The 17,322-nt window shown below is 56.5% G+C and carries 19 protein-coding genes, 1 tRNA gene and 4 pseudogenes; 10 read left to right on the top strand and 14 right to left on the bottom strand.

The annotated features are described in order from the left end of the window. Nucleotides 1-141 precede the first annotated feature (141 nt). Nucleotides 142-324, top strand: a complete 183-nt coding sequence (locus WGT02_RS11325; RefSeq protein WP_082321210.1) for a hypothetical protein — start codon at nt 142-144, stop codon at nt 322-324. 856 nt (nt 325-1,180) lie between these two features. Here WGT02_RS11325 and WGT02_RS11330 read toward each other — a convergent pair. Together WGT02_RS11330 and WGT02_RS11335 are read right to left on the bottom strand one after the other, a co-directional pair. Continuing rightward, nucleotides 1,181-1,402, bottom strand: a complete 222-nt coding sequence (locus WGT02_RS11330) for a DUF982 domain-containing protein (protein WP_024318798.1) — start codon at nt 1,400-1,402, stop codon at nt 1,181-1,183. A 131-nt stretch (nt 1,403-1,533) separates the two neighbouring features. Continuing rightward, on the bottom strand, nt 1,534-1,701 hold the full coding sequence (locus tag WGT02_RS11335; RefSeq protein ID WP_225039871.1) for a hypothetical protein: 168 nt from the start codon (nt 1,699-1,701) through the stop codon (nt 1,534-1,536). Here WGT02_RS11335 and WGT02_RS11340 point away from each other — a divergent pair. Together WGT02_RS11340 and WGT02_RS11345 are read left to right on the top strand one after the other, a co-directional pair. Then, a complete protein-coding gene (locus tag WGT02_RS11340; RefSeq protein ID WP_225039814.1) occupies nt 1,660-1,911 on the top strand; it encodes a DUF982 domain-containing protein in 252 nt (83 codons plus the stop codon). The genes WGT02_RS11335 and WGT02_RS11340 overlap by 42 nt on opposite strands. After that, nucleotides 1,865-2,971 (top strand): hypothetical protein, encoded by a 1,107-nt coding sequence (locus WGT02_RS11345; protein ID WP_339151151.1) that lies wholly within the window; start codon nt 1,865-1,867, stop codon nt 2,969-2,971. The genes WGT02_RS11340 and WGT02_RS11345 overlap by 47 nt, the downstream gene beginning before the upstream one ends. A gap of 1,641 nt (nt 2,972-4,612) precedes the next feature. Here WGT02_RS11345 and WGT02_RS11350 read toward each other — a convergent pair. Next, a complete protein-coding gene (locus WGT02_RS11350; protein ID WP_024318801.1) occupies nt 4,613-4,858 on the bottom strand; it encodes a hypothetical protein in 246 nt (81 codons plus the stop codon). Nucleotides 4,859-5,007: 149 nt separating this feature from the next. Beyond that, nucleotides 5,008-5,313 (bottom strand): DUF982 domain-containing protein, encoded by a 306-nt coding sequence (locus WGT02_RS11355; RefSeq protein WP_082321207.1) that lies wholly within the window; start codon nt 5,311-5,313, stop codon nt 5,008-5,010. Nucleotides 5,314-6,085: 772 nt separating this feature from the next. Here WGT02_RS11355 and WGT02_RS11360 point away from each other — a divergent pair. The 3 genes and pseudogenes from WGT02_RS11360 to WGT02_RS11370 all read left to right on the top strand — a co-directional run. Further along, nucleotides 6,086-6,250, top strand: a complete 165-nt coding sequence (locus WGT02_RS11360) for an HNH endonuclease (RefSeq protein WP_225039648.1) — start codon at nt 6,086-6,088, stop codon at nt 6,248-6,250. A 193-nt stretch (nt 6,251-6,443) separates the two neighbouring features. Continuing rightward, nucleotides 6,444-6,761, top strand: coding sequence for a hypothetical protein (locus tag WGT02_RS11365; protein ID WP_024318804.1), 318 nt, complete (start codon nt 6,444-6,446; stop codon nt 6,759-6,761). A gap of 444 nt (nt 6,762-7,205) precedes the next feature. Further along, a pseudogene (locus tag WGT02_RS11370) lies at nt 7,206-7,590 on the top strand (ATP-dependent DNA ligase); the annotation flags it as partial. Between the two features lie 73 nt (nt 7,591-7,663). Here the strand turns inward: WGT02_RS11370 and WGT02_RS11375 are convergent. The 6 genes and pseudogenes from WGT02_RS11375 to WGT02_RS11400 form a co-directional block, all read right to left on the bottom strand. Then, on the bottom strand, nt 7,664-7,822 hold the full coding sequence (locus WGT02_RS11375) for a DUF982 domain-containing protein (protein ID WP_375678258.1): 159 nt from the start codon (nt 7,820-7,822) through the stop codon (nt 7,664-7,666). 221 nt (nt 7,823-8,043) lie between these two features. Beyond that, nucleotides 8,044-8,265 (bottom strand): hypothetical protein, encoded by a 222-nt coding sequence (locus WGT02_RS11380; protein WP_024319159.1) that lies wholly within the window; start codon nt 8,263-8,265, stop codon nt 8,044-8,046. 621 nt (nt 8,266-8,886) lie between these two features. Next, nucleotides 8,887-9,133: pseudogene (locus WGT02_RS11385) on the bottom strand (hypothetical protein). A gap of 264 nt (nt 9,134-9,397) precedes the next feature. Then, the gene (locus WGT02_RS11390; protein WP_208250444.1) at nt 9,398-9,931 is read right to left on the bottom strand and encodes a hypothetical protein; all 534 of its coding nucleotides are present in this window, start codon (nt 9,929-9,931) and stop codon (nt 9,398-9,400) included. Nucleotides 9,932-10,572: 641 nt separating this feature from the next. Then, nucleotides 10,573-11,466 carry a hypothetical protein gene (locus WGT02_RS11395; RefSeq protein ID WP_208250443.1) on the bottom strand — a complete coding sequence of 298 codons (894 nt, stop codon included), beginning with the start codon at nt 11,464-11,466 and terminating at the stop codon, nt 10,573-10,575. 1 nt (nt 11,467) lies between these two features. After that, nucleotides 11,468-11,713 (bottom strand): hypothetical protein, encoded by a 246-nt coding sequence (locus WGT02_RS11400; RefSeq protein ID WP_231052288.1) that lies wholly within the window; start codon nt 11,711-11,713, stop codon nt 11,468-11,470. Between the two features lie 8 nt (nt 11,714-11,721). On the opposite strand from WGT02_RS11400, the gene WGT02_RS11405 reads away from it, so the two are divergent. Beyond that, a complete protein-coding gene (locus WGT02_RS11405; protein WP_112334078.1) occupies nt 11,722-11,868 on the top strand; it encodes an HNH endonuclease signature motif containing protein in 147 nt (48 codons plus the stop codon). 559 nt (nt 11,869-12,427) lie between these two features. On the opposite strand, the gene WGT02_RS11410 is transcribed toward WGT02_RS11405, so the two are convergent. Beyond that, a tRNA-Ser gene (locus WGT02_RS11410) sits at nt 12,428-12,517 on the bottom strand. 576 nt (nt 12,518-13,093) lie between these two features. Here WGT02_RS11410 and WGT02_RS11415 point away from each other — a divergent pair. Next, a complete protein-coding gene (locus tag WGT02_RS11415; RefSeq protein ID WP_208250442.1) occupies nt 13,094-13,288 on the top strand; it encodes a hypothetical protein in 195 nt (64 codons plus the stop codon). Between the two features lie 28 nt (nt 13,289-13,316). On the opposite strand, the gene WGT02_RS11420 is transcribed toward WGT02_RS11415, so the two are convergent. Next, nucleotides 13,317-14,180, bottom strand: a complete 864-nt coding sequence (locus WGT02_RS11420) for a Hint domain-containing protein (RefSeq protein ID WP_208250441.1) — start codon at nt 14,178-14,180, stop codon at nt 13,317-13,319. Nucleotides 14,181-14,359: 179 nt separating this feature from the next. Further along, complete coding sequence (locus WGT02_RS11425) at nt 14,360-14,590, bottom strand: hypothetical protein (RefSeq protein ID WP_208247677.1); 231 nt, start codon at nt 14,588-14,590, stop codon at nt 14,360-14,362. 429 nt (nt 14,591-15,019) lie between these two features. On the opposite strand from WGT02_RS11425, the pseudogene WGT02_RS11430 reads away from it, so the two are divergent. After that, a pseudogene (locus tag WGT02_RS11430) lies at nt 15,020-15,328 on the top strand (DUF1515 family protein). 873 nt (nt 15,329-16,201) lie between these two features. Next, a pseudogene (locus WGT02_RS11435) lies at nt 16,202-16,415 on the top strand (ATP-dependent DNA ligase); the annotation flags it as partial. 62 nt (nt 16,416-16,477) lie between these two features. Here WGT02_RS11435 and WGT02_RS11440 read toward each other — a convergent pair. Continuing rightward, nucleotides 16,478-16,708: a hypothetical protein gene (locus tag WGT02_RS11440; RefSeq protein ID WP_024318889.1), complete on the bottom strand. Its 231-nt coding sequence runs from the start codon at nt 16,706-16,708 to the stop codon at nt 16,478-16,480. Between the last annotated feature and the right edge of the window lie 614 nt (nt 16,709-17,322).

Below are 17,322 nucleotides of genomic sequence, written 5' to 3' on the forward strand. Positions count from 1 at the left end.
GCATTTGCAGCGCATAAATCGGGTGAGCGTTCGTCGGCGGTCATTTATTTCCACTTCCCGGCGAAATACCCCTCGCATCTACCTAATGGCGCGATACATTGCTGCCTGCAGCGTAAACCGCCCTGGCGAGGAGAAGCAAGGATGAGCAGATTTCGTGCTTTAGTAGCAGCCGGAGCGATTATTAGTCTTTCGGCGCTCACATCGGCATGCGCGACTCCCCCGAACTCGATGGGCTCCGCATCAGGCTATCAGCCTGGCGATTCATTGAATCGAGCCTGCGCGGATGGCTTCAGGCCGAGCGACGGCCGCTCGTGCAGTTACTGACGGGCGGTGCCCATGGTAAGCAGATAACTCGCATATCACTGATCTCGTCCATGCGCTCTCTTGATGTCATCCCAATACGGATAATGCTCGCACACCACCATCGCGTTTCAACGCCCTTGGACGAGGTGTGGCCGAAGCCTCCCCATTTCCCGCATCCCTCCACACAGCAGTAGTGGTTTACGTGAATGTTGGCGCCAGGCGCCTTCGAGTGGTTTTCGATGCTCATCGCGACAGATTCCTACCATCAATCGCGCGCCCTTAGAGCCGCATTTGCATCGCATGAGACCGGCGACCTGGCCCAGCGTCAATCCTTTTCGAACTTCCTTTGTATCTCCCACCGCCGACGGGTTTGCGCCGCTTGCACTGTGGGCATGGGGCGAGCAACGCCTCATATTGCGCGAGTTCGCAAGAGTTCGTCCCTGCTCAGGCTTCGGCGCCGGAGAAGGGATGCCAAGTAATTGCTCGCTGAATGATCATAGGACAGTCGCCTTGCGCACGAGGCGGGCCTGAGCATACCCCCAGGTACACCCCCGTTTTCCATATCATCTCAACCAGCACCACGACGTGCACAGTTCCACCACCGCAAGGTCACGAGTCTACTAGCTTACCCGTGGCGCCGCTTCGAATGAGCACCAGATTGCCGGCAACGAGTGTCAGGTTTGGGCTCACCCAGTGCATCTTACCCATCGACTCGGATCGCATACGTGCCTTCCGTCAGAGCTTTGCATAAGCTCGTGTTGTCCGTATTCTTCGCAAATCCAAACGGCGAAACCGACATTCCAGGCGCCGCCGAGCATCAGAAGATTGGTGACGCGGGATCGATGGCGGATGCGAACGGATAACCAGCCTCAGTGGCCTAAACAAGCTCTGCCGACAGCAGCGCCTTCTCAAAGCGCTCGCGCGCGAGATCCGGCGATCCTCGACCGCGGATTGCCGCGAGGATCGCCGCCACGGCCTTGTCGAAGTTACGATCTTTTGCTTCTGGCCAACTGGCGGTCATGAACTCTTTTGCCGCCAGCGGTCCAAAGATCAAAGTGCCGCCGGCGCGGATCGGTCGATCCCACAGTACAATATTCACTTGCATGTCCTTATTGTTTTTCTACTAGAAGCATAATGCAAGTTGGGCTCGGAGTCTAATGACGGTGTCGTGTGAGAACGTCCGGACGGGCAACCTCTCGACGAAAACGAACCGGCTTCCATGTATCGAGGTCAGGAAAACTCAAGGAGTTTAGGGGTATGGATGGCGAAATCCCCGTCTTTATCAGCCCGAGGGACGTCGAAATTGAAGGCAACGGCCGATATCAGCATGCTGATACAGTCGCGGATCTCGCCGCCATACTCCTCGGCAGCAAATGGAAAAGCCGTCCATCGTTCCACCGTGCACTCATGGCGTCCTTGGAGGCACTGGACTTCTACACCGATGCAGCGACAGCGCGGGCCGCTTTCGCAATTGCGGCACACGAAGTGGGGCTGCACATTCTGCCTGACGATCGCGAGAAAATGCAAAAGAAGCCCCGCAGGGCGCGGGGCATCAGGAGTGATGAGCAGCGCCCTAGAGCGGGCGACGGCGGAAGGTACGCCTCATGAAGGGCGGGTTCAAGGTAAGCAAATGATTGTCGTTCCTCGACGTATCACGCGACGGCGGCCGCATTTCATCGCAATGATGCTAGTGCCGTTCTTTCTTATTTGCGGATTGCCAAAGGTTGCAATCGCAGATCCCGTTACCGATGATGGTCGTGCCTTGATAACGGCCATAGGGAAGAACGATTTTCTTAGCGCTCACACTATCTTACGTCGCGGGAATGTCGACGGAAATGGATTTGCCGATGGGCGATTCAAGCGAAGCTTTGTGAAGGAAGCTCTGTACGGGCAGGCTGATGATCGTTTGATTGACCTGCTGATGGAGAACGGCGCGGACCAAAAGGGATGGGACTATTTCGCCGGTCGCCTCTCGAGTGCTTATGCTGTCGCTGTCGGAGGAGTCAAAAGACGCGGTGCTGAATCTACGGTTCGGATCATAAGGGCGCTGAGGAGTAAAAAGTTCGAACATATCCGTGGGGTGAAAGAGAACATAAGTCTCCTTGCAGTTAACGGGCTTCCCTACCCAGACTTCCTCTCCATCGTTGACGAGTTGGCTGCCGATGGAATTGACCTGAAGGGAGAGTTTCGCAACGGGACGCTCAAGATGGTGCGAGTTTTCGATACAGGCTTGGAGGCCACTTGGCCGTATCTTCTTAAAATAATTGACGTGAATGAGGCCGATGCGTGGGGAAATACCATTACGAGCGTATACGCTGGGGCCAATTGCACGGTGGAGAGTTGGCAGGAAGACAATCCAAATTGGTTTTGCAACGAGGATCCTGCCAGGTTGAGGAAGATTGAAACCGCCGTCCATTCGCCGGGGTTTAAGGGAGACACCCTTCTTCTACAGGCCGGAGGCTGGACCACGTTTGACTATCTGGGCTTCACCTCCGGTCAAACTGGCAATTGCTTCAGCATCCCACGCGACGTCAGTCCGGTTCAGGATGAAATTCAGGACTTCGTGAAATCCACCTTCTCTGGAGAACTATCGCAATGGACACCGGTGAAAGACCCGTCATGTTCGGTGCGCGGTTCGACTGTCATTTGCAAATGCCTGAGGCCGTAAGGCAGGTCTGCCAAGGATGCCGCACGAGATCGTGGATTATCGACGATGAAACTCCCCATGTTCGCGCCACATCTGGCACAGACAGCTGACGCGGCAGCGGATGGGGGTTCATGCCAGCAAGAAAAGCAACCTGTAAATCTTCGCGACGCCACCCAGCCTCGGGGTCTAAAGGCTGCGTGGATTGGACATATGCAAGGGCTGCCAGAGTTGCCCTGTCCACCATTCAAAACACCTTCCCAAAATAGACCCATGCCACCGGTGGTGGCGTCGGCCGTCCTAGGGCGGTCAAGTATTCGTGATAGCCCTAGCATCTGGTTGATGGGGCGGCATTTTCACGTCAAGGACGCAAAGTCGCCACGGCGAGGGGACGCCATATGAGCAGATTTCAGGCATTTGTAGCAGCTGGAATGCTGATCGGTCTGGCTGCGATTACTTCAGCGTGTACGACGGCGCCGCGAAATCCAAACCCGCCTGATTATCAGTACCAGCCGAGGACTTCCGTGAATCCAGCTTGCGCGGGTAGGTTCAGGCCGAGCAATGAGCGTTCTTGTAGTTACTGACCCCGATGGCCCGACTTGGCGGCAGCATCAAGTCGATATCCAGTCGCCGGAAACGAATAAGGCAGCCATCCCAGCACGGTGATCGAAAGGGAAGCCCTCGGCAGGGTGTTGCTGCAACGTGGCTGTCGCATGGGGCGAAAGCTTCCCTTCTTGTCCTGGCTCCCCAGCGGGTCAGAACAATTATAGATTACGCCGATCTGCCGGGATCGCTAGTTGGACCAAAGCCCAAGAAATCGAGGGGAGGTTCAGCAGCTAGGTGTACGCGCAGGGGATCGCTGTCGAGAACCTGGCCCCTCAACGCGTCCTGCCCTTCGCGACAGGACGCCGGTGAGACTTCAGGCGGGTTAAGGGTGGTCTGCCTGAAGTCGCGTGCAATGAGGGTAGCATTAGCACACTAATCATCATACGCTCATGGCAGCGGGTTGGGGAGAGAATTCGTCTCGGCAGGTCGACTTGGGGAGCGTCAAAATAGGACTGCAGCTCCTCCTCAAGCTGAACACAGATTTGCTCGTATTCCTCCAGGAGTATCTTGTTGCCACCCTCAGCGCGCAACTTGGCGCGGAACCTGACGGCGTCGCCATAGTTCTCGATATCTTCGGTCCACCAGTGTGCAATATAGGCATAGGGGGACGAAGATGTGGGCAGCGCACTAGAAGGCCGCCAATCATAGCGAAAGCTATCGAAACGTGGGTCTTCCATGTTCAAAGCCATCACGAATGAGGCCGCGCCGAAGGATAGCCATCATCACGCCCATCTGGGGTTCGGACAGGCCCTATGACATAAATTCTCCGACAGCGTCTTCGAACGGGTAATCATACCATATCTTGAATTTGGGAAATTTCACGTTTTAGCGAACGTCGCCGACCTTCGCATCGACAGGAAACATGGGCCATATCCGCAGCCGCGAAGATAAAACCGTAATCAATTCGGGTTAGTACATACTTCGCTTGGAGTAGCCCATGCAGTTGCGTTGCTGTCATTGAGCGGTCGAAAAAAAGCCCCGCAGTATGTGCGGGGCAAGGTCAGGGCTCCGGAATGCTCGCGTCCAGAAGGCCGCGAGCGAAGCGCAAAACGCGGTGGGCTATGCCTTGGTTCCATCTCGGTCGAGATCGAGGCCGCGTGCGGCGTCGACGATATGCTTCAGGTGGCCAACGTCGCGCACGCCCTGCTGATAAAGCTCGATGGTGATTGCGGCAATGCGATCCGCCTCCTCGGAGCCAGGCTCTATTTTGAACTCTTCGCAAATGGCATCTAGAACTACGTGGCATTTGTGTAGGCCGTCAGAATCCAGGGGCACATCGCGGCGACTGAAGTGTTTGCGAGACATCACAACATCCTCCATGAAGAACATCTCTGTTGCCATCGCTAGAGACCCCGCCAGAAGAGCGGGGCCAGCGCTGGGACATAGGAAGGGTCGAGGCGAATGCCTCTGGCGGTAAATGCGACTGCCTGTCTTTTGTTCCAGCTTCGTCACATTCAGAAATGTCGATGAACGGTTGGCAAAAAACGTTCGCCGTTCGACCGCCTGTTACCGCCCCGAACAGCAAGGCCCGCCTCCAGGCATGCCGCGAGGAAGAGCTCTTTGCTTACTGCTGGAGGGGTTTGTCGCCGAAGGGCATTCCGACAGCTGATTACGGCTGCATCGTGATAAGCACCGTGGGCTTTGGGCCATTCGTTTTCGAGAAAGTCCAGGGTATCGTGGATACTCTCGAAAGACTTTTCAGCGCCATTCTGAAGTCGAACATTTACAGGGGTGTTCCAAAGGACATCCGGCGTTGGCATTTTTTCCTCCTTAATCTACCAACTGCAATATGAGTAAAATCTAATATGGGAGGCGCACGCGTGCAAGGGTAAGATCGGTGCCAAAGGAAAAGGCCGGCACCTCCATCAGCGCCGACCCCAGCTGCCAATTCATCCGTGGTCAGCCGTCAGAAACATGATGGGTTGAGTGCAATCCAAGTCGCTGAGCCGTCAAGCTTGGCTTAGGGAGCGAGGCGCCACCACTTCACGATGCGATGCGCCTCCGCCTTGCCTTCGTCTGTCAGTGCGTATGTCTCAACCTCGTCGCGATAGCCTGTTGTCAAGCGAACGGCGCCTTTTTCGATCAGCCAATGCATGTGGCTCGGGCACACTCTTTCCATAGTGCCAAAAGTCAACGCGTTTTGCCTCTTCCAGACCCACGTCCGTCACTTTCCACATGATATCGCCATCTCGGTCTTTCTTCCCCGCAACAATGGCGCCGTTTTCCGCCAACTTGTCCATTGTGAATGCCCCGGCATTTGGGATTGCTGGATGAGTTCGAGCGTATGGATGCGGTCAAGTTCCACGAAGCGCGCGCCGTCATCACTGGCCGCACATGTTCCGCTATGGGCCCCCAGTTTCAGGAAATCACAATGGATTGCGCCGATCGACCGCATCGCACGGTACGTGGCGAGTACTTGGTAGCGACCGATGGATACCGAGACGCGACGCATCTACACGCTAATTCTATTCCACCGGCAGGGCGGAAAGTGCTGCTATCGCCGCAGGTTCATGACGATATCTTACGAGCCGCGTGAGCGTACGCCCGCGGGCTGCGACGCTGGAACATCTTCGCCGCCGTGCCGATGGCGGCAAAGACAACAGAGACAATTTTGCCGCTGCGTGTAAGTCCTGCAACGATAGCCGCGGCAAATGGGACTTGCTTTTTTACGCGAGTTGGAAGCGTAACGAGTTTTAGGCGCGAGATGCGCGCCGGCCGCCATGATGGCGTGCCGCTTTTATTCTCAGTCACCAACGGCCGGCGCGGTCACCACCTGCGCCAAACACAAGCAGCGCGCCGGCCGGTGTTTTTTCGGGAAGTCCGCAGCGGGAGCTGTTCATCCGAGGTTAAGGCCTATTAACCCAGGCTCGCAGCCTGAAAGGATGCGCCGATGATGAAGAAGCTTTTTCCCACACTCGCAGCCATGGTCCTGGCTGCATCTTTCGCCCTGCCGCTAAACGCCATGCCGATCGTCGTGCCGAAAGCAGCACCTATCCACACCGCCGACGTTGAGCAGGTCAAAAACCGCGGTCATGGTAATGGATATGCGTATGGCCACTGGAAGAATCGGCGGTACGCGTACCGAGACTGCCGGTATTACGGCTCGTGCTACCGTCCGCGGTATTACGGCTATCCGCGAGATTATGGCTATCGCGACTATTACCCCTATCATCGCAGGTCAGGTGTGAGCCTATATTTCAATTTCTAGTCGGCATGCCACGGACAGTGCCCGCCTGAGGATACTGCACCCGTCGGCGCGAATGCCGGCGGCTTTCTTCGGTTCGACATGACGTTGGGCCTGCCAGCAGTCTGGGGCCGTTTTGGCTATGCTCTAGGCAATGTTTCTGGCAGACAATCGCAGCTCGGATCGCCAGCGTCGGGGCCCTTACACACACAAACTCCGGGCTGCGACCAGCGACGGCGCATCGCACGCCTGCATCGCTCCACGTCAGCTCCGGCGCCCATCCGTGGTGACGATCTCAAACTTGCCATTATCCGGCGCTTCGCACTACGACTTAGCGCGCGCTACTTTTGACATGCGCTGGGAGTTTCTTGATTCGTATGTAGAAGCGCAGTTGTAGGAGGCGGACGCCGGGCGGCCGATCCGAAGTGATGTATGGACTCTCGAGGAAATGCCTGATGGACTGAGGGGATGACAAAAGCTCCTTGGAAGCCTCCAAAGCCTCCAAAGCCTCCAAAGCCTCCAAAGCCTCTCCCCAGCGAAGCCGATGCGCCCGCCCGTTCGCGCGCACGAAAACCGCGCGATCCGTCGCAACCCCGCCTCCCACTCGATCCTATGCCGGCGCGCATAGAAGAGTGCCTTGCGCTCCTCAAGCCGCGCCCGCCGATCGGCCCTGATTGGATTTACGAGGTCAAAATGGGATGGATATCGGATCGCCGTCCATCTCAACAATGGGAACGTGCGCATTCTCACGCGCGGTGGCCATGACTGGACGCATCGCTTCCCCGCGATTGAGGCTGACGCTAAACGGCTCGGCGTCGGCAGTCCCATTCTCGACGGCGAAGCCGTCGTGCTAGCTGCGGTATGCGTCGTATAAGGGGCTGCTAGTGGTTCAGGACAATGCCACGGTTTATGAGGCCGAGTAGAGCTCAGGCGATCCTGAGGACGACCTTCGCATCACGGGCCGCTGCAAGGAATGCGGCTTGGGCTTCGCCCTGGGTCACCGCGCCGGTGACGGTCCCGGCGCAGGCCTCCATCGCTAGGATGAATCCGATGCCGCTCGTGACCGGCCAATTGGTAAAAAGCATATCAAGGGCTTCTTCTGCCGATCCTATGGCGTGGAGCGCTTGGTTGCGCTCAACGATTAAGGCGAGCCACTCCTGTGCCGACACAAGGTCTCCAATTCACGTTGGAGCGATGGACGAATGACGGATCGCACAGTTGGCCAGCGTTTGACATGAGGGGAGAAAAATTCTGACCTGGCGATCCACTCTCTAAACTCCCGTTGTGATACGTTGTTCCACGCACGCTATTCGTCAGCTGCGGCTGGAAGGCGAAGAAGCAGTAATTCAAGTAACTCAGCGGCGGTTAACGTCGGAAATTGCGACAATAGATCGATGGCAACACCTGCGGCCGTCTGCACCGAAAGGCTGTTGGGGTCAGTTCGGGTTGCTCCGCACCACCCCTGGAGGGAGGCAGTCACAGTTTCAAGTTCGTTGTCGCTGAGGTCCACGTGGGTGAGAAAGTTCATTGAATGGCTCCCGCCAAAGGCAAGAGCATATGTTATCTCCCAATCGGCTCTGCCCGTAAAACAAATGGAGCCAACCTAATCATGTTACGCCGATCAGGAAGAACACGATAGCACTAACGCCGTGTAAATGTGGCGGTTTATGAGTTGACGGAATGATCGCCCATGAGAAGTCCAAACAGACCACCGACTCGTGGGTTCTGTTTCTTGGCCAACGAGAGGCCTAGACCAAGCAGACCGCCATGGGTGCCATTGCCACGCCAGTGCAGCGCCCGCAGATTGGAAGCGTCATCCGCGCCGCAACGCTTTTGGAGTAGGATAGTGATCGAGTTCCCACCCATATTCCGAGTTTCGGTTTCCGTAATCACCGAAGCGCATGAGGGCCATGGGCGTCGAAACGACATTCGCTCGGATCTAGAGTGGTCGGTTTAACCGCGCGCTCCCAAACGGTGAGACGTCGGAAATATTCTAGAAGACCTTCAGCCAATTCATCATTCCCCAATAACGAATCACTTCCTCCTCGATATTTAGAGAATCATAATGCACAATATCTTGCAACTCCCGCAATGAATGGCACAAGATATACGATGTTGACTGCAAAAATCTCACGGGAGCAGTCGCGACTTACGAGCTCGCGCAGTTCTTGCTCCCCATGGCGTTTTGAATTGCCTGCACCTTGCCCTTGGAAACTGCTACCTGGCCCTCCTTGTCGCCGCCGAACGTGCTCGATGCAGGCACGCCGATTAGGAAGGCGCCCACAGCATCTCCCGTCGCGCCGCCATTGGAATGTCGACTGGTACGATTGCATCCGGACGTTTGGCGCACGAGGTTGCGGCCAGAGGATTGCCAGCGAAGCGTAGCGACGTTTCATGAATGCCCCTTTAGAATGACTCTTAACCCGACCACGAAATATGCATGACGTGTCATGGCTTGGAAGGAGCAATTCAAGGTTGAGCGTGCTTTTCCACTGCCGCAACCAATCGGCGTACTAAAGGCAAAGAAAAAGGCCGGCACCTTTCTCGGCGTCGACCTTCCTCAATCTGTCTCAACAACAACCGCCAGTACATCCGTGGTCGGGCCGTCAGAAACATGATGGGTTGAGTTTAGCCCGATCTGAGCCAGCGTCAAGTTCCACCTATGGAGCAAGACGCCACCACTTCACGATTCGATGCGCCTCCGCCTTGTCTTCGTCTGTCGGTGCGTATGTCTCAACCTCGTCGCGGTAGCCCGTGAAGCGAACGGCGCCTTTTTCGATCAGCCATTGCATATGGCTCGGGCCGGCCTGCGGTATTTCGTCAACGGCCCCCGCCTCGGGATGATCGAACATGAACATGAGTATCCGCTCAAGCTTCCTGTCCAGACCAAGGCGGGGGCGGAATTTCTCGCGCCGCTCCTGCTTCTTGATTTTCCATTCTTCGTAGTTGCTCAGTGGTCGCTCATGATCCGATTCCGCTGCGATCGATGGCGGCTCTGCGGTCACTGCCAGCCCACTAATTTCATCGAGCTTTGCATCGATTGCCTTGCGATCCCACTTCCAGGTGCCGGGTATTGCCGGCGGCATCTTGTGGCTCGCCACCCACATGGAAAAGCAAGTGGGCGATATCCCGCAGTAGGCTGCCGCTTCTTTGCGGCCGATGAGGCGTGGTGGCTCGGTCACGGATCGCCCCATTTGGTCTTGATCCTCTTGCTGCGGTCCCTTTTCCACATCCCAAGCTTTTCTTCGCCATCGGGCGCCGCTACGTTGAAGCCTGACGTGATCCCCAAGTACCCATCGTAGAACCGCCGAACCAATGGCACTGGTCGACCCTCGTGCAGTGGATCGATGCGAGGGAAGCCTTTCCTCTCAAGCTGAGGAATGACAGCCTTGATCCACATCGATGCGCGTTCCTTGCCCACCACGGCGATGGCGAATTCTTTGTCGGTGGCAAGGAGCGGCAGAGATCGCCGACAGACTGTGACTGTCCGGTGGTGGCGGAACGCATGCGGATTGGTGGGCCGCGTTCGGAAGCTAGGCGAGTCGGCCGAGGGCGGTCAAGTGTTCGTGATAGCCCTCGCATCTGCTTGATGGCGCGTCATTTTCGCGTCTAGAACGCAACGCGGCGAGGAGACCTCATATGAGCACGTTTCAGGCATTCATAGCGGCCGGAATGATGGTCGGCTTGGCTGCGATTACTTCAGCTTGTACGGCGACGCCGCGAAATCCAAATCCGCCTGATTTTCGATATCAACCACGGAATTCCGTGAACCCCGCTTGCGCGGACGGCTTCAGGCCGACCAACGCGCTCTCGTGCAGCTACTGACCGGGCAGGGCTATTCTGCGGTCGCTTGGGTCTCTGGCGCAGCCTCGTTGGCCGACATCGTGACGAATTCGGTTTCTTTGAAATATGCTTTGAAGACCACAGACAGCTCCTCACAGAGGTTCTTAGAGGTCTCAAAGTCCTCAATAACGTGGCTGTAAATATCTCGAATTAGGGATTCCAATTCAAACGCGGCCAATTCAAAGACGTGAGCTTGGTCTTTTGGAAGTACAGTAATTACTTCACCTTTCCTCTTCCCCGAGAGCTTCGTAAAAGGCTTCATATTTTCTTGGAGCGCCTCCCGCTTTCGGGAGTAAATGTCCAAACTCGCCGCAATGGATCGGTATCTGGCAAAAAGGAGCTGACAGTCGTTTATCAGGTCTGCTCGTTTCGCTTCGACTAAGGGAACGAACTCATTAGACGTAACGCTCGAAACGTCGTCGGTTGCTCCTGCTTGTGGGCGAATCTTTTTCCACATTTCTCCATGGAGAAGCCCGTGATTGTTCGCCTCGTTTAGCCCGCTCCACATGTAGCCGCGATGGGTGAAGTAGCCATTGGAAACTGCTTGTATCTTGAGAAACAGGGACAATGCTGCAGCCCTTTCAAGCTCCAGTTGCCTCACCCGCTCTCGGCTTTCTGAGCGCCTCTCCGTCTGCCAAGCCAGCAGCCATGAAGTGACGCCGCCCATGACCGCGCCCCCGAATCCAGCGTAAAGCGTTGCCTGGTCGGAGGATGAAATGCTTTTCACAGCCAGGTCTTCGACGTGAATGCCAGAGTAGGCGATAAACCCACTCGGGACGATTACGCCGCCAAGTACGCCAAGTAGGAAAAGTGGAAACCCGTCCGTTAGTTCATTTTTTGCATTGGATGCCGACACGTTTCGCTTGGTGATGCCGTTGCTTGGCAACTCAGCCACCCGCGCCAGGAGGAGCGTCGTTCGTCACGTGCTCCTTGTACTGAACGGTTTCGTCAGTGTTCATGTCGATCGATGCGCCGGTAGGCTGCGTCAGGCGCACGCCAGCACCGCCAGAGCCCGTGTAGTTGCCATCAATGAAGGTGACACCGGCGGCTGTCGACGCGTGCTCCAGGGCATCCATCGTCGACTGCTTCGCGTCTGAGCCATTCTCAATACGATTGACCGTATTCGCGGTCACACCGGACTTTGCAGCGAGATCGCGAACTCCCCAACCCCGATGGCGGCAAAGACGACAGAGACAATTTCGCGGCAGCGTGTAAGTCCTGCAACGATAGCCGCGGCAAATGGGACTGGCTTTCTTACGCTAGCCTAAAACGAGACGAGTTCTTCTAGGCGCGGCATGCGCGCCGGCCAGACTGATCCCCCTGACTGGGCTGGCCTCTTTCATTCGCCACTACCAACGGCAACGCCCGCACCAGGGCGTACCACGTGAGGAGGGCGCGAACGCCGGCAGCTTTTTTCCTATATTGCAGCGGGACTGTTGCTTCTGCCGTCGAAATAACCTTTTCGTGAATTCGTTATAACGGTGAGCTGGCGTCATCAGAAAAGGCCCGGCGCGTGGACCGCCGAGCCTTTTTGCGCTGGCGTTGAGGGACTAACCAGAGCGCGCAATGGCCCTGTTAGGAGTTCATTGCGTGGGTGGAGAACTCACAGAGGTATGAAAGGTTCCTCGTAAAAGCCCGGCGGGGACGGGGAATCAGCGCCGGGCCTATGCGAACCTCTGCATTTGGGCGATGCTTGGTCCCACAGCGTGGAATTGAAGCGCTGTATCGATAGAACTGGTGGAACGTAGGATAGTTCCAGTCGGCCAAAACGATCTTGGAAGCACGTTATGATAACTCGCTATTTCTCGTCTAAAAATTCAATAAAATACAACAAAATCAATGAGATTTGGCGGAAGAGGTGGGATTCGAACCCACGGTACGGTTTCCCGCACGCCGGTTTTCAAGACCGGTTCCTTAAACCACTCGGACACTCTTCCATCTAATTGATAAGGTTGAGAAATCGACATTTTGTTGATTTCAAAGAATCGGTGTTTGCTACCGATTTGCTACCCGATCACTCGACGGCTGGCTTTTTAGCAGCTTTGATGGCTGCGTCAACTTGCTCTGCAGCGTTTGCCTGCATCCCCCGAGGTCAAGCGGGATTCCGGTCGTCGAGTGCCCGAGACGCTCGCTGGCAATCTTCTGATGCACGCCGGCCGCAAGCAACTGCGTCACGTGGGAGTGGGATGTCAGCACATCGATCCGGCTGCCTATCTGGGAATGGCCAATGACGATCAAGGAGCGACAAGAACGAGAGGCGCACGATCGGGAGAACCCGTGGCGCCCGATGAGCACGGCGAAACCATCCGGCGGCCTCATCTGCGATCTGCTATTCGACGAGATGGCAGGCCATTTCGCTACCGAAGCTCTGCAGTACTTCCTAGATCCTGATGGTCACTGGTACCAATTCGGTCCGCCGAGGCGAGTTTACGCCCCGGCGCCATCAACTGGCGACCATCCTATGTACACATGACGCCGGAGGGGCGGAGCATCATCAAAAAGAGGGCTGAACGTTGAACATTCAAACACACAAACGAGCCTTCAATCCAAGCAACGAAGAGCGTCTGGCGAAGGTGACGAAGGCCGAGGAGCCGAAGTTTCGTTGCCTTCGCAGCGAGGAAGCAGGCAAGGAGGAGTTGTGGTTCGCCGTGGCCGCCGCCGGGTTCGAGGGGGCCGCCGTGTGTAATCCCGTCCGCAGGGTGTTCTGAGAGCATTCAACGCAAAGCCAGTGGCTGTTCAGGTCAGCAACTCCTTGGCTCGGGCATCGATCTTCTCGCAAGCATCCTCGAATGGATCGAATATCGGCGCTAAGGGAGAAGCGCCGAGCAGAAGAAGAGCTCTTAGGTGCTGCCAGCCGCCTTCCTCGCCAAGGACTGTCGCATAGGATGTCATTTCCTCGCGCGCCTCACCGGCATATAGCCGTTCGTATTCCGCAAAATTCGAGAAATTTTCGCGATTGCTATCCGAGGGATGGAAAGTCTCCGCCGCAGCGCCCTGAGCAAGGATCACTTCGTGAGTCGCGAGCAGGACGGCGTAATACTCGATCGTCATATCGTCGTGGGGTGCGATCGGTGCGATCGTCGTACCATTCACGAGATCCTTCACGCGGATCAAAACGCCATTCAGGAATAGCGCATGGCCAGGCGACAGGTAGAGATCCGAATGTGGCGTACGACTATCAAGCGCATGGCGCGCCACTCGGATTGGCACGAGACCGTCATGCCAGTGCGCGCCGCCCTTCCTGAACACTTGGCGACCAACCCATTTGATCGCGCGGGTGTCTCCGCCCGGAAGAGCGACGCGATCGCCAATCCGAAGATCCTCAACATACTTTTCACCGCAATCCGTGAGGATCGACGTACCACGCAGGAAGCACTGCGCACCGCTGCTCCCGCCTCCGCCGGAGTTGCCGTTGCCGCCGGAGTTGCCGTTGCCGTTGCCCCATCCCAAATGCAGGCCCGCAGCGCGCGCTGGCGACGATGAGGCCGCCATGGCAATGGCCGCCACGCTCGCGAAACGAGCACCGGCCGCGGCCGCCACTCCCATAAAACGCCGGCGTGCAGTATTGCGAGGCAGGTTGGGATCTTTGAAATAAGACATCCTGACACTCCTTTGAGAAAGGGACGGGAGCCCCCGAATACCGTGGGATGAGATCCCGAACAAAAGACAGTCGTATTCACCCAGACAGGAAGCAATTAATTCTAGACTGTCTTCCGCGCGATGCCAGATGTACTTAGGTACTATACTTTAGGACTATTTGTTTATCTGCTGGAACCGCCCTAACCGGCGCCGCTCGTCTTTTGATGCTTAACAAAAACGGCAATCATCACAATCTGTGGAGAAAACAAATGAACGTACTCGTTGCGGCTCAGCACATCCGCGCGACCGCTCTCCAGTCTGTCAATGAAGCCAACATGAAATCCGTCCTGGTGTCGCTCGATCGCTATCGCGAGGACTTCGGCATGGACCGCGTGCACCGCGTGGTGCAGTACCTGGCGCAGCTTATGCATGAAAGCGGCGACTTCCGATACGATCGCGAGATCTGGGACCGACGCCGGCGCGGGCCTGCTACGACACGCGCGCGGATCTCGGCAACACGCCGGCGCTCGATGGCGACGGAAATACATGGGTCGCACCGGCGTGCAGCTCACCGGCAAAGCCAACGATCAGGCGTTCTACGACTGGTCCGAGGCAAAGGGCTTCAACCCGGCCGACTTCGTCGCCAATCCGGATCTAGCCGATAACGACCCATGGGAAGGGCTGGTGCCGCTCTGGTATTGGGGCAGCCACAACCTCAATCGCTTCGCCGATCAGGGCGACATCGAGACGATCACTACGAAGACCAATGGCGGCATGAACGGCTTCGACGATCGCGTCGATCACTTCGCACGCCCGACGCTGGTGCTGGTCCTGAAGCCAACTGCCATCCGCACCAGCAAATGGGTGAAGTTCCGGCAGAAGTGCGCAACCTCCGTGACGCCTCCGCGCGTCAGAAGTGAAGTCGGACGCAAGCCGGGCAACGATGCATCAGCGCGTGGATCAACTCGTTGATCGCGTCGGAAAGGTGGAAGGAAATGTAGCTGCCGTTCAGGAAGACATCTCGGAAATGCGTCCAGTCACCGATGACCTGAAGCGTTGGAAGCTGATGGGCAGGGGCGATCGGGGTTATTGGCATCGGGAGCATGGCGCTGGGTGTCACTTTTGCCGACGTCATCTGTCGCATAGCGGTCGCTGTCATCGCCCGGTAGGACAGGGCGAACATGGCGGCGATCTAGACAGAGGCTGTAACGTTCGGCTTACGTCCACTGAAGGGAAGCCCTCGCGGGTTTGCGCATAGGGCAGGGCCGTCTTGTCCTGCATGCCACTGACAGAACAGCCACAAACTACGCCCGTCTGCCGAGATCGCTAGTCGGACCGAAGCGCTAAGACCGAGATGTCCAGCGAGTTGATAGAACTTTCAGCCGATTGCCGGGAAGAAGTTCGATCACTCGTGTGTGAGATTGATCGGTACATCAAGGATCTCGGTTTCCGTGAATCCCTGGGCGACCAATGGCTGTTCTATGTCGTATAGATCGAGGGCCGCCCTTACCCGGGGGAGGAGCGCCATCAAGGCGGTTCGAGTTTCCTGTTACCTCGTCAATCACGCGCCGCAAAAGACCCCGCAGTCGCGGTTGCGGGGGCCGAGTCGAGAGTTGGGCTTGAGGGGTTTCATTTCTCAAGCCAGCCGTAAACGCTGCACACTGCAATTTGTTCCCACTCCATGTCGAGGTTGTCGAAGAATTGTTCTAAACTGAAACAAGCGCGTTCGATGCAGCGGAAGCCGACCATTTTTTTCGTTAGGCTGGAAGTGTGACTGTCCCTCGATCATCACCTGCATCTCAGTGATCCGTTCTCTCAGCGGCCGCGGCCTCTTTCATGCCGCCTCCTTAGTCGTTGCGTCATTGCAACGTGGAGGGAACCATGCAGGCGGGTCGTTGTTCCGACAGACTACAGCCGCTCGTACGCGCTCGCCGCCTATATTTCGAATCGTACTGGTTCGGGTCGTGTCGCATTCTTTATCTTTTTAAGATTTGCCTGACGTAATTATTTGATGTCAAAAGCCTCCTCGTTCCAAGTCCCTCATTGCAGATGAGAAGCCGCTTCGCAGTCGAGCACGGAAGCCGCGCGACCCCTCCCAGCCGAAACATCCCCTTGATCCAATGCCGGCTCACGTTGAACCGTGCCTCGCGCTTCTCAAGCCGCGCCCGCCGCGGTCAAGATTGGACCTATGAAGTGAAATGGGATGGCTATCGGATTGCCCTCCACCTGAACAATGGAAATGTCCGGATCCTCACGGCGCGCAAGCAGTGCCCATTGGCGAGCCGACCTTCGTGCTGTTTGGGGAACGAGTCAGCGATTTATTTTCTCAGGGGGTCATGACTTGCAGCTTCTAGTACCCGTCGCACCCACTCGGCCAACGCTGGATCTTCTAAAAGGTGAAATTGGAACGTTTTTTCGTCGAGCTTCCCCAGCCGGTAGGCGTAAACTAGCTCTTGTTGTTGTTTGTTCAACCCTCGGACCTTCGCGTGCTTGGGTGAGACGATCCCCAGCTCGGTCAGCCGGCTTTTGAATGCCTCGTTCGACGACATGACATTCTCCTCCTGAGTAGAAAACAAAAAAGGAGCTCCAAAGGTTCCGGGGATCGGTCGACAGATTGACAAAAGTGGCGTGCATTTAGCCATGGTCTGCGCAAAGAGGATACGATGTGCTGCTTCTCAGGTTGAGGTACGAAGGCGGGATGCCAGGACCGCTTGACAATCATATTCTAGAGTGCGCCAGCCCAGTCGCCGATTGATGCGAGAAGACTTTGAGCGTTCGTTCTGGCTGAAAGGGCTTCGCATTCACGTCGGCGCCTGCACGTTGGCATTGACACTGATCTCGGCAGACGCGGCTTTCGGAGCCGCCTCTACTACTGTCGCCCATCGCGGTTAACTCAGACCACGCAGCGTTTAAGCCGTTCGGGGGCAGGTCAACAGGTTCTATCGGCTCGGCGGATTACGACGGAAAGGAGCTCCCTTGCCGACCTGCCTGCTGGGCGCGCGCCGAGCGTGTTCCTTAGAGTGTTAAATTAGTGACCTATTAACCATATTAGTTAGAATTTTCCCTATCTCGGGGAAATGCTTCGCAAATTCGCCATGAAAGCCGCATGATTAAAGTCTCGTTAGGTTGGTGGGATTAGGGGTGTCTGGCCCAGATCGGGGCA

The sequence above is a fragment of the Rhizobium sp. T1470 genome (assembly GCF_042140505.1).
Classification (GTDB): domain Bacteria; phylum Pseudomonadota; class Alphaproteobacteria; order Rhizobiales; family Rhizobiaceae; genus Rhizobium; species Rhizobium favelukesii.

What these genes read in the sequence shown, in the direction of transcription:
- WGT02_RS11325 (WP_082321210.1), top strand. Translation starts at nt 142, where the DNA reads ATGAGCAGATTTCGTGCTTTAGTAGCAGCCGGAGCGATTATTAGTCTT.
- WGT02_RS11345 (WP_339151151.1), top strand. Translation starts at nt 1,865, where the DNA reads ATGAGCAGCGCCCTAGAGCGGGCGACGGCGGAAGGTACGCCTCATGAA.
- WGT02_RS11350 (WP_024318801.1), bottom strand. Translation starts at nt 4,858, where the DNA reads ATGTCTCGCAAACACTTCAGTCGCCGCGATGTGCCCCTGGATTCTGAC.
- WGT02_RS11355 (WP_082321207.1), bottom strand. Translation starts at nt 5,313, where the DNA reads ATGCCAACGCCGGATGTCCTTTGGAACACCCCTGTAAATGTTCGACTT.
- WGT02_RS11365 (WP_024318804.1), top strand. Translation starts at nt 6,444, where the DNA reads ATGATGAAGAAGCTTTTTCCCACACTCGCAGCCATGGTCCTGGCTGCA.
- WGT02_RS11375 (WP_375678258.1), bottom strand. Translation starts at nt 7,822, where the DNA reads ATGCTTTTTACCAATTGGCCGGTCACGAGCGGCATCGGATTCATCCTA.
- WGT02_RS11380 (WP_024319159.1), bottom strand. Translation starts at nt 8,265, where the DNA reads ATGAACTTTCTCACCCACGTGGACCTCAGCGACAACGAACTTGAAACT.
- WGT02_RS11390 (WP_208250444.1), bottom strand. Translation starts at nt 9,931, where the DNA reads ATGGGGCGATCCGTGACCGAGCCACCACGCCTCATCGGCCGCAAAGAA.
- WGT02_RS11420 (WP_208250441.1), bottom strand. Translation starts at nt 14,180, where the DNA reads ATGTCTTATTTCAAAGATCCCAACCTGCCTCGCAATACTGCACGCCGG.
- WGT02_RS11425 (WP_208247677.1), bottom strand. Translation starts at nt 14,590, where the DNA reads ATGCATAAGCTGCGCCAGGTACTGCACCACGCGGTGCACGCGGTCCAT.
- WGT02_RS11440 (WP_024318889.1), bottom strand. Translation starts at nt 16,708, where the DNA reads ATGTCGTCGAACGAGGCATTCAAAAGCCGGCTGACCGAGCTGGGGATC.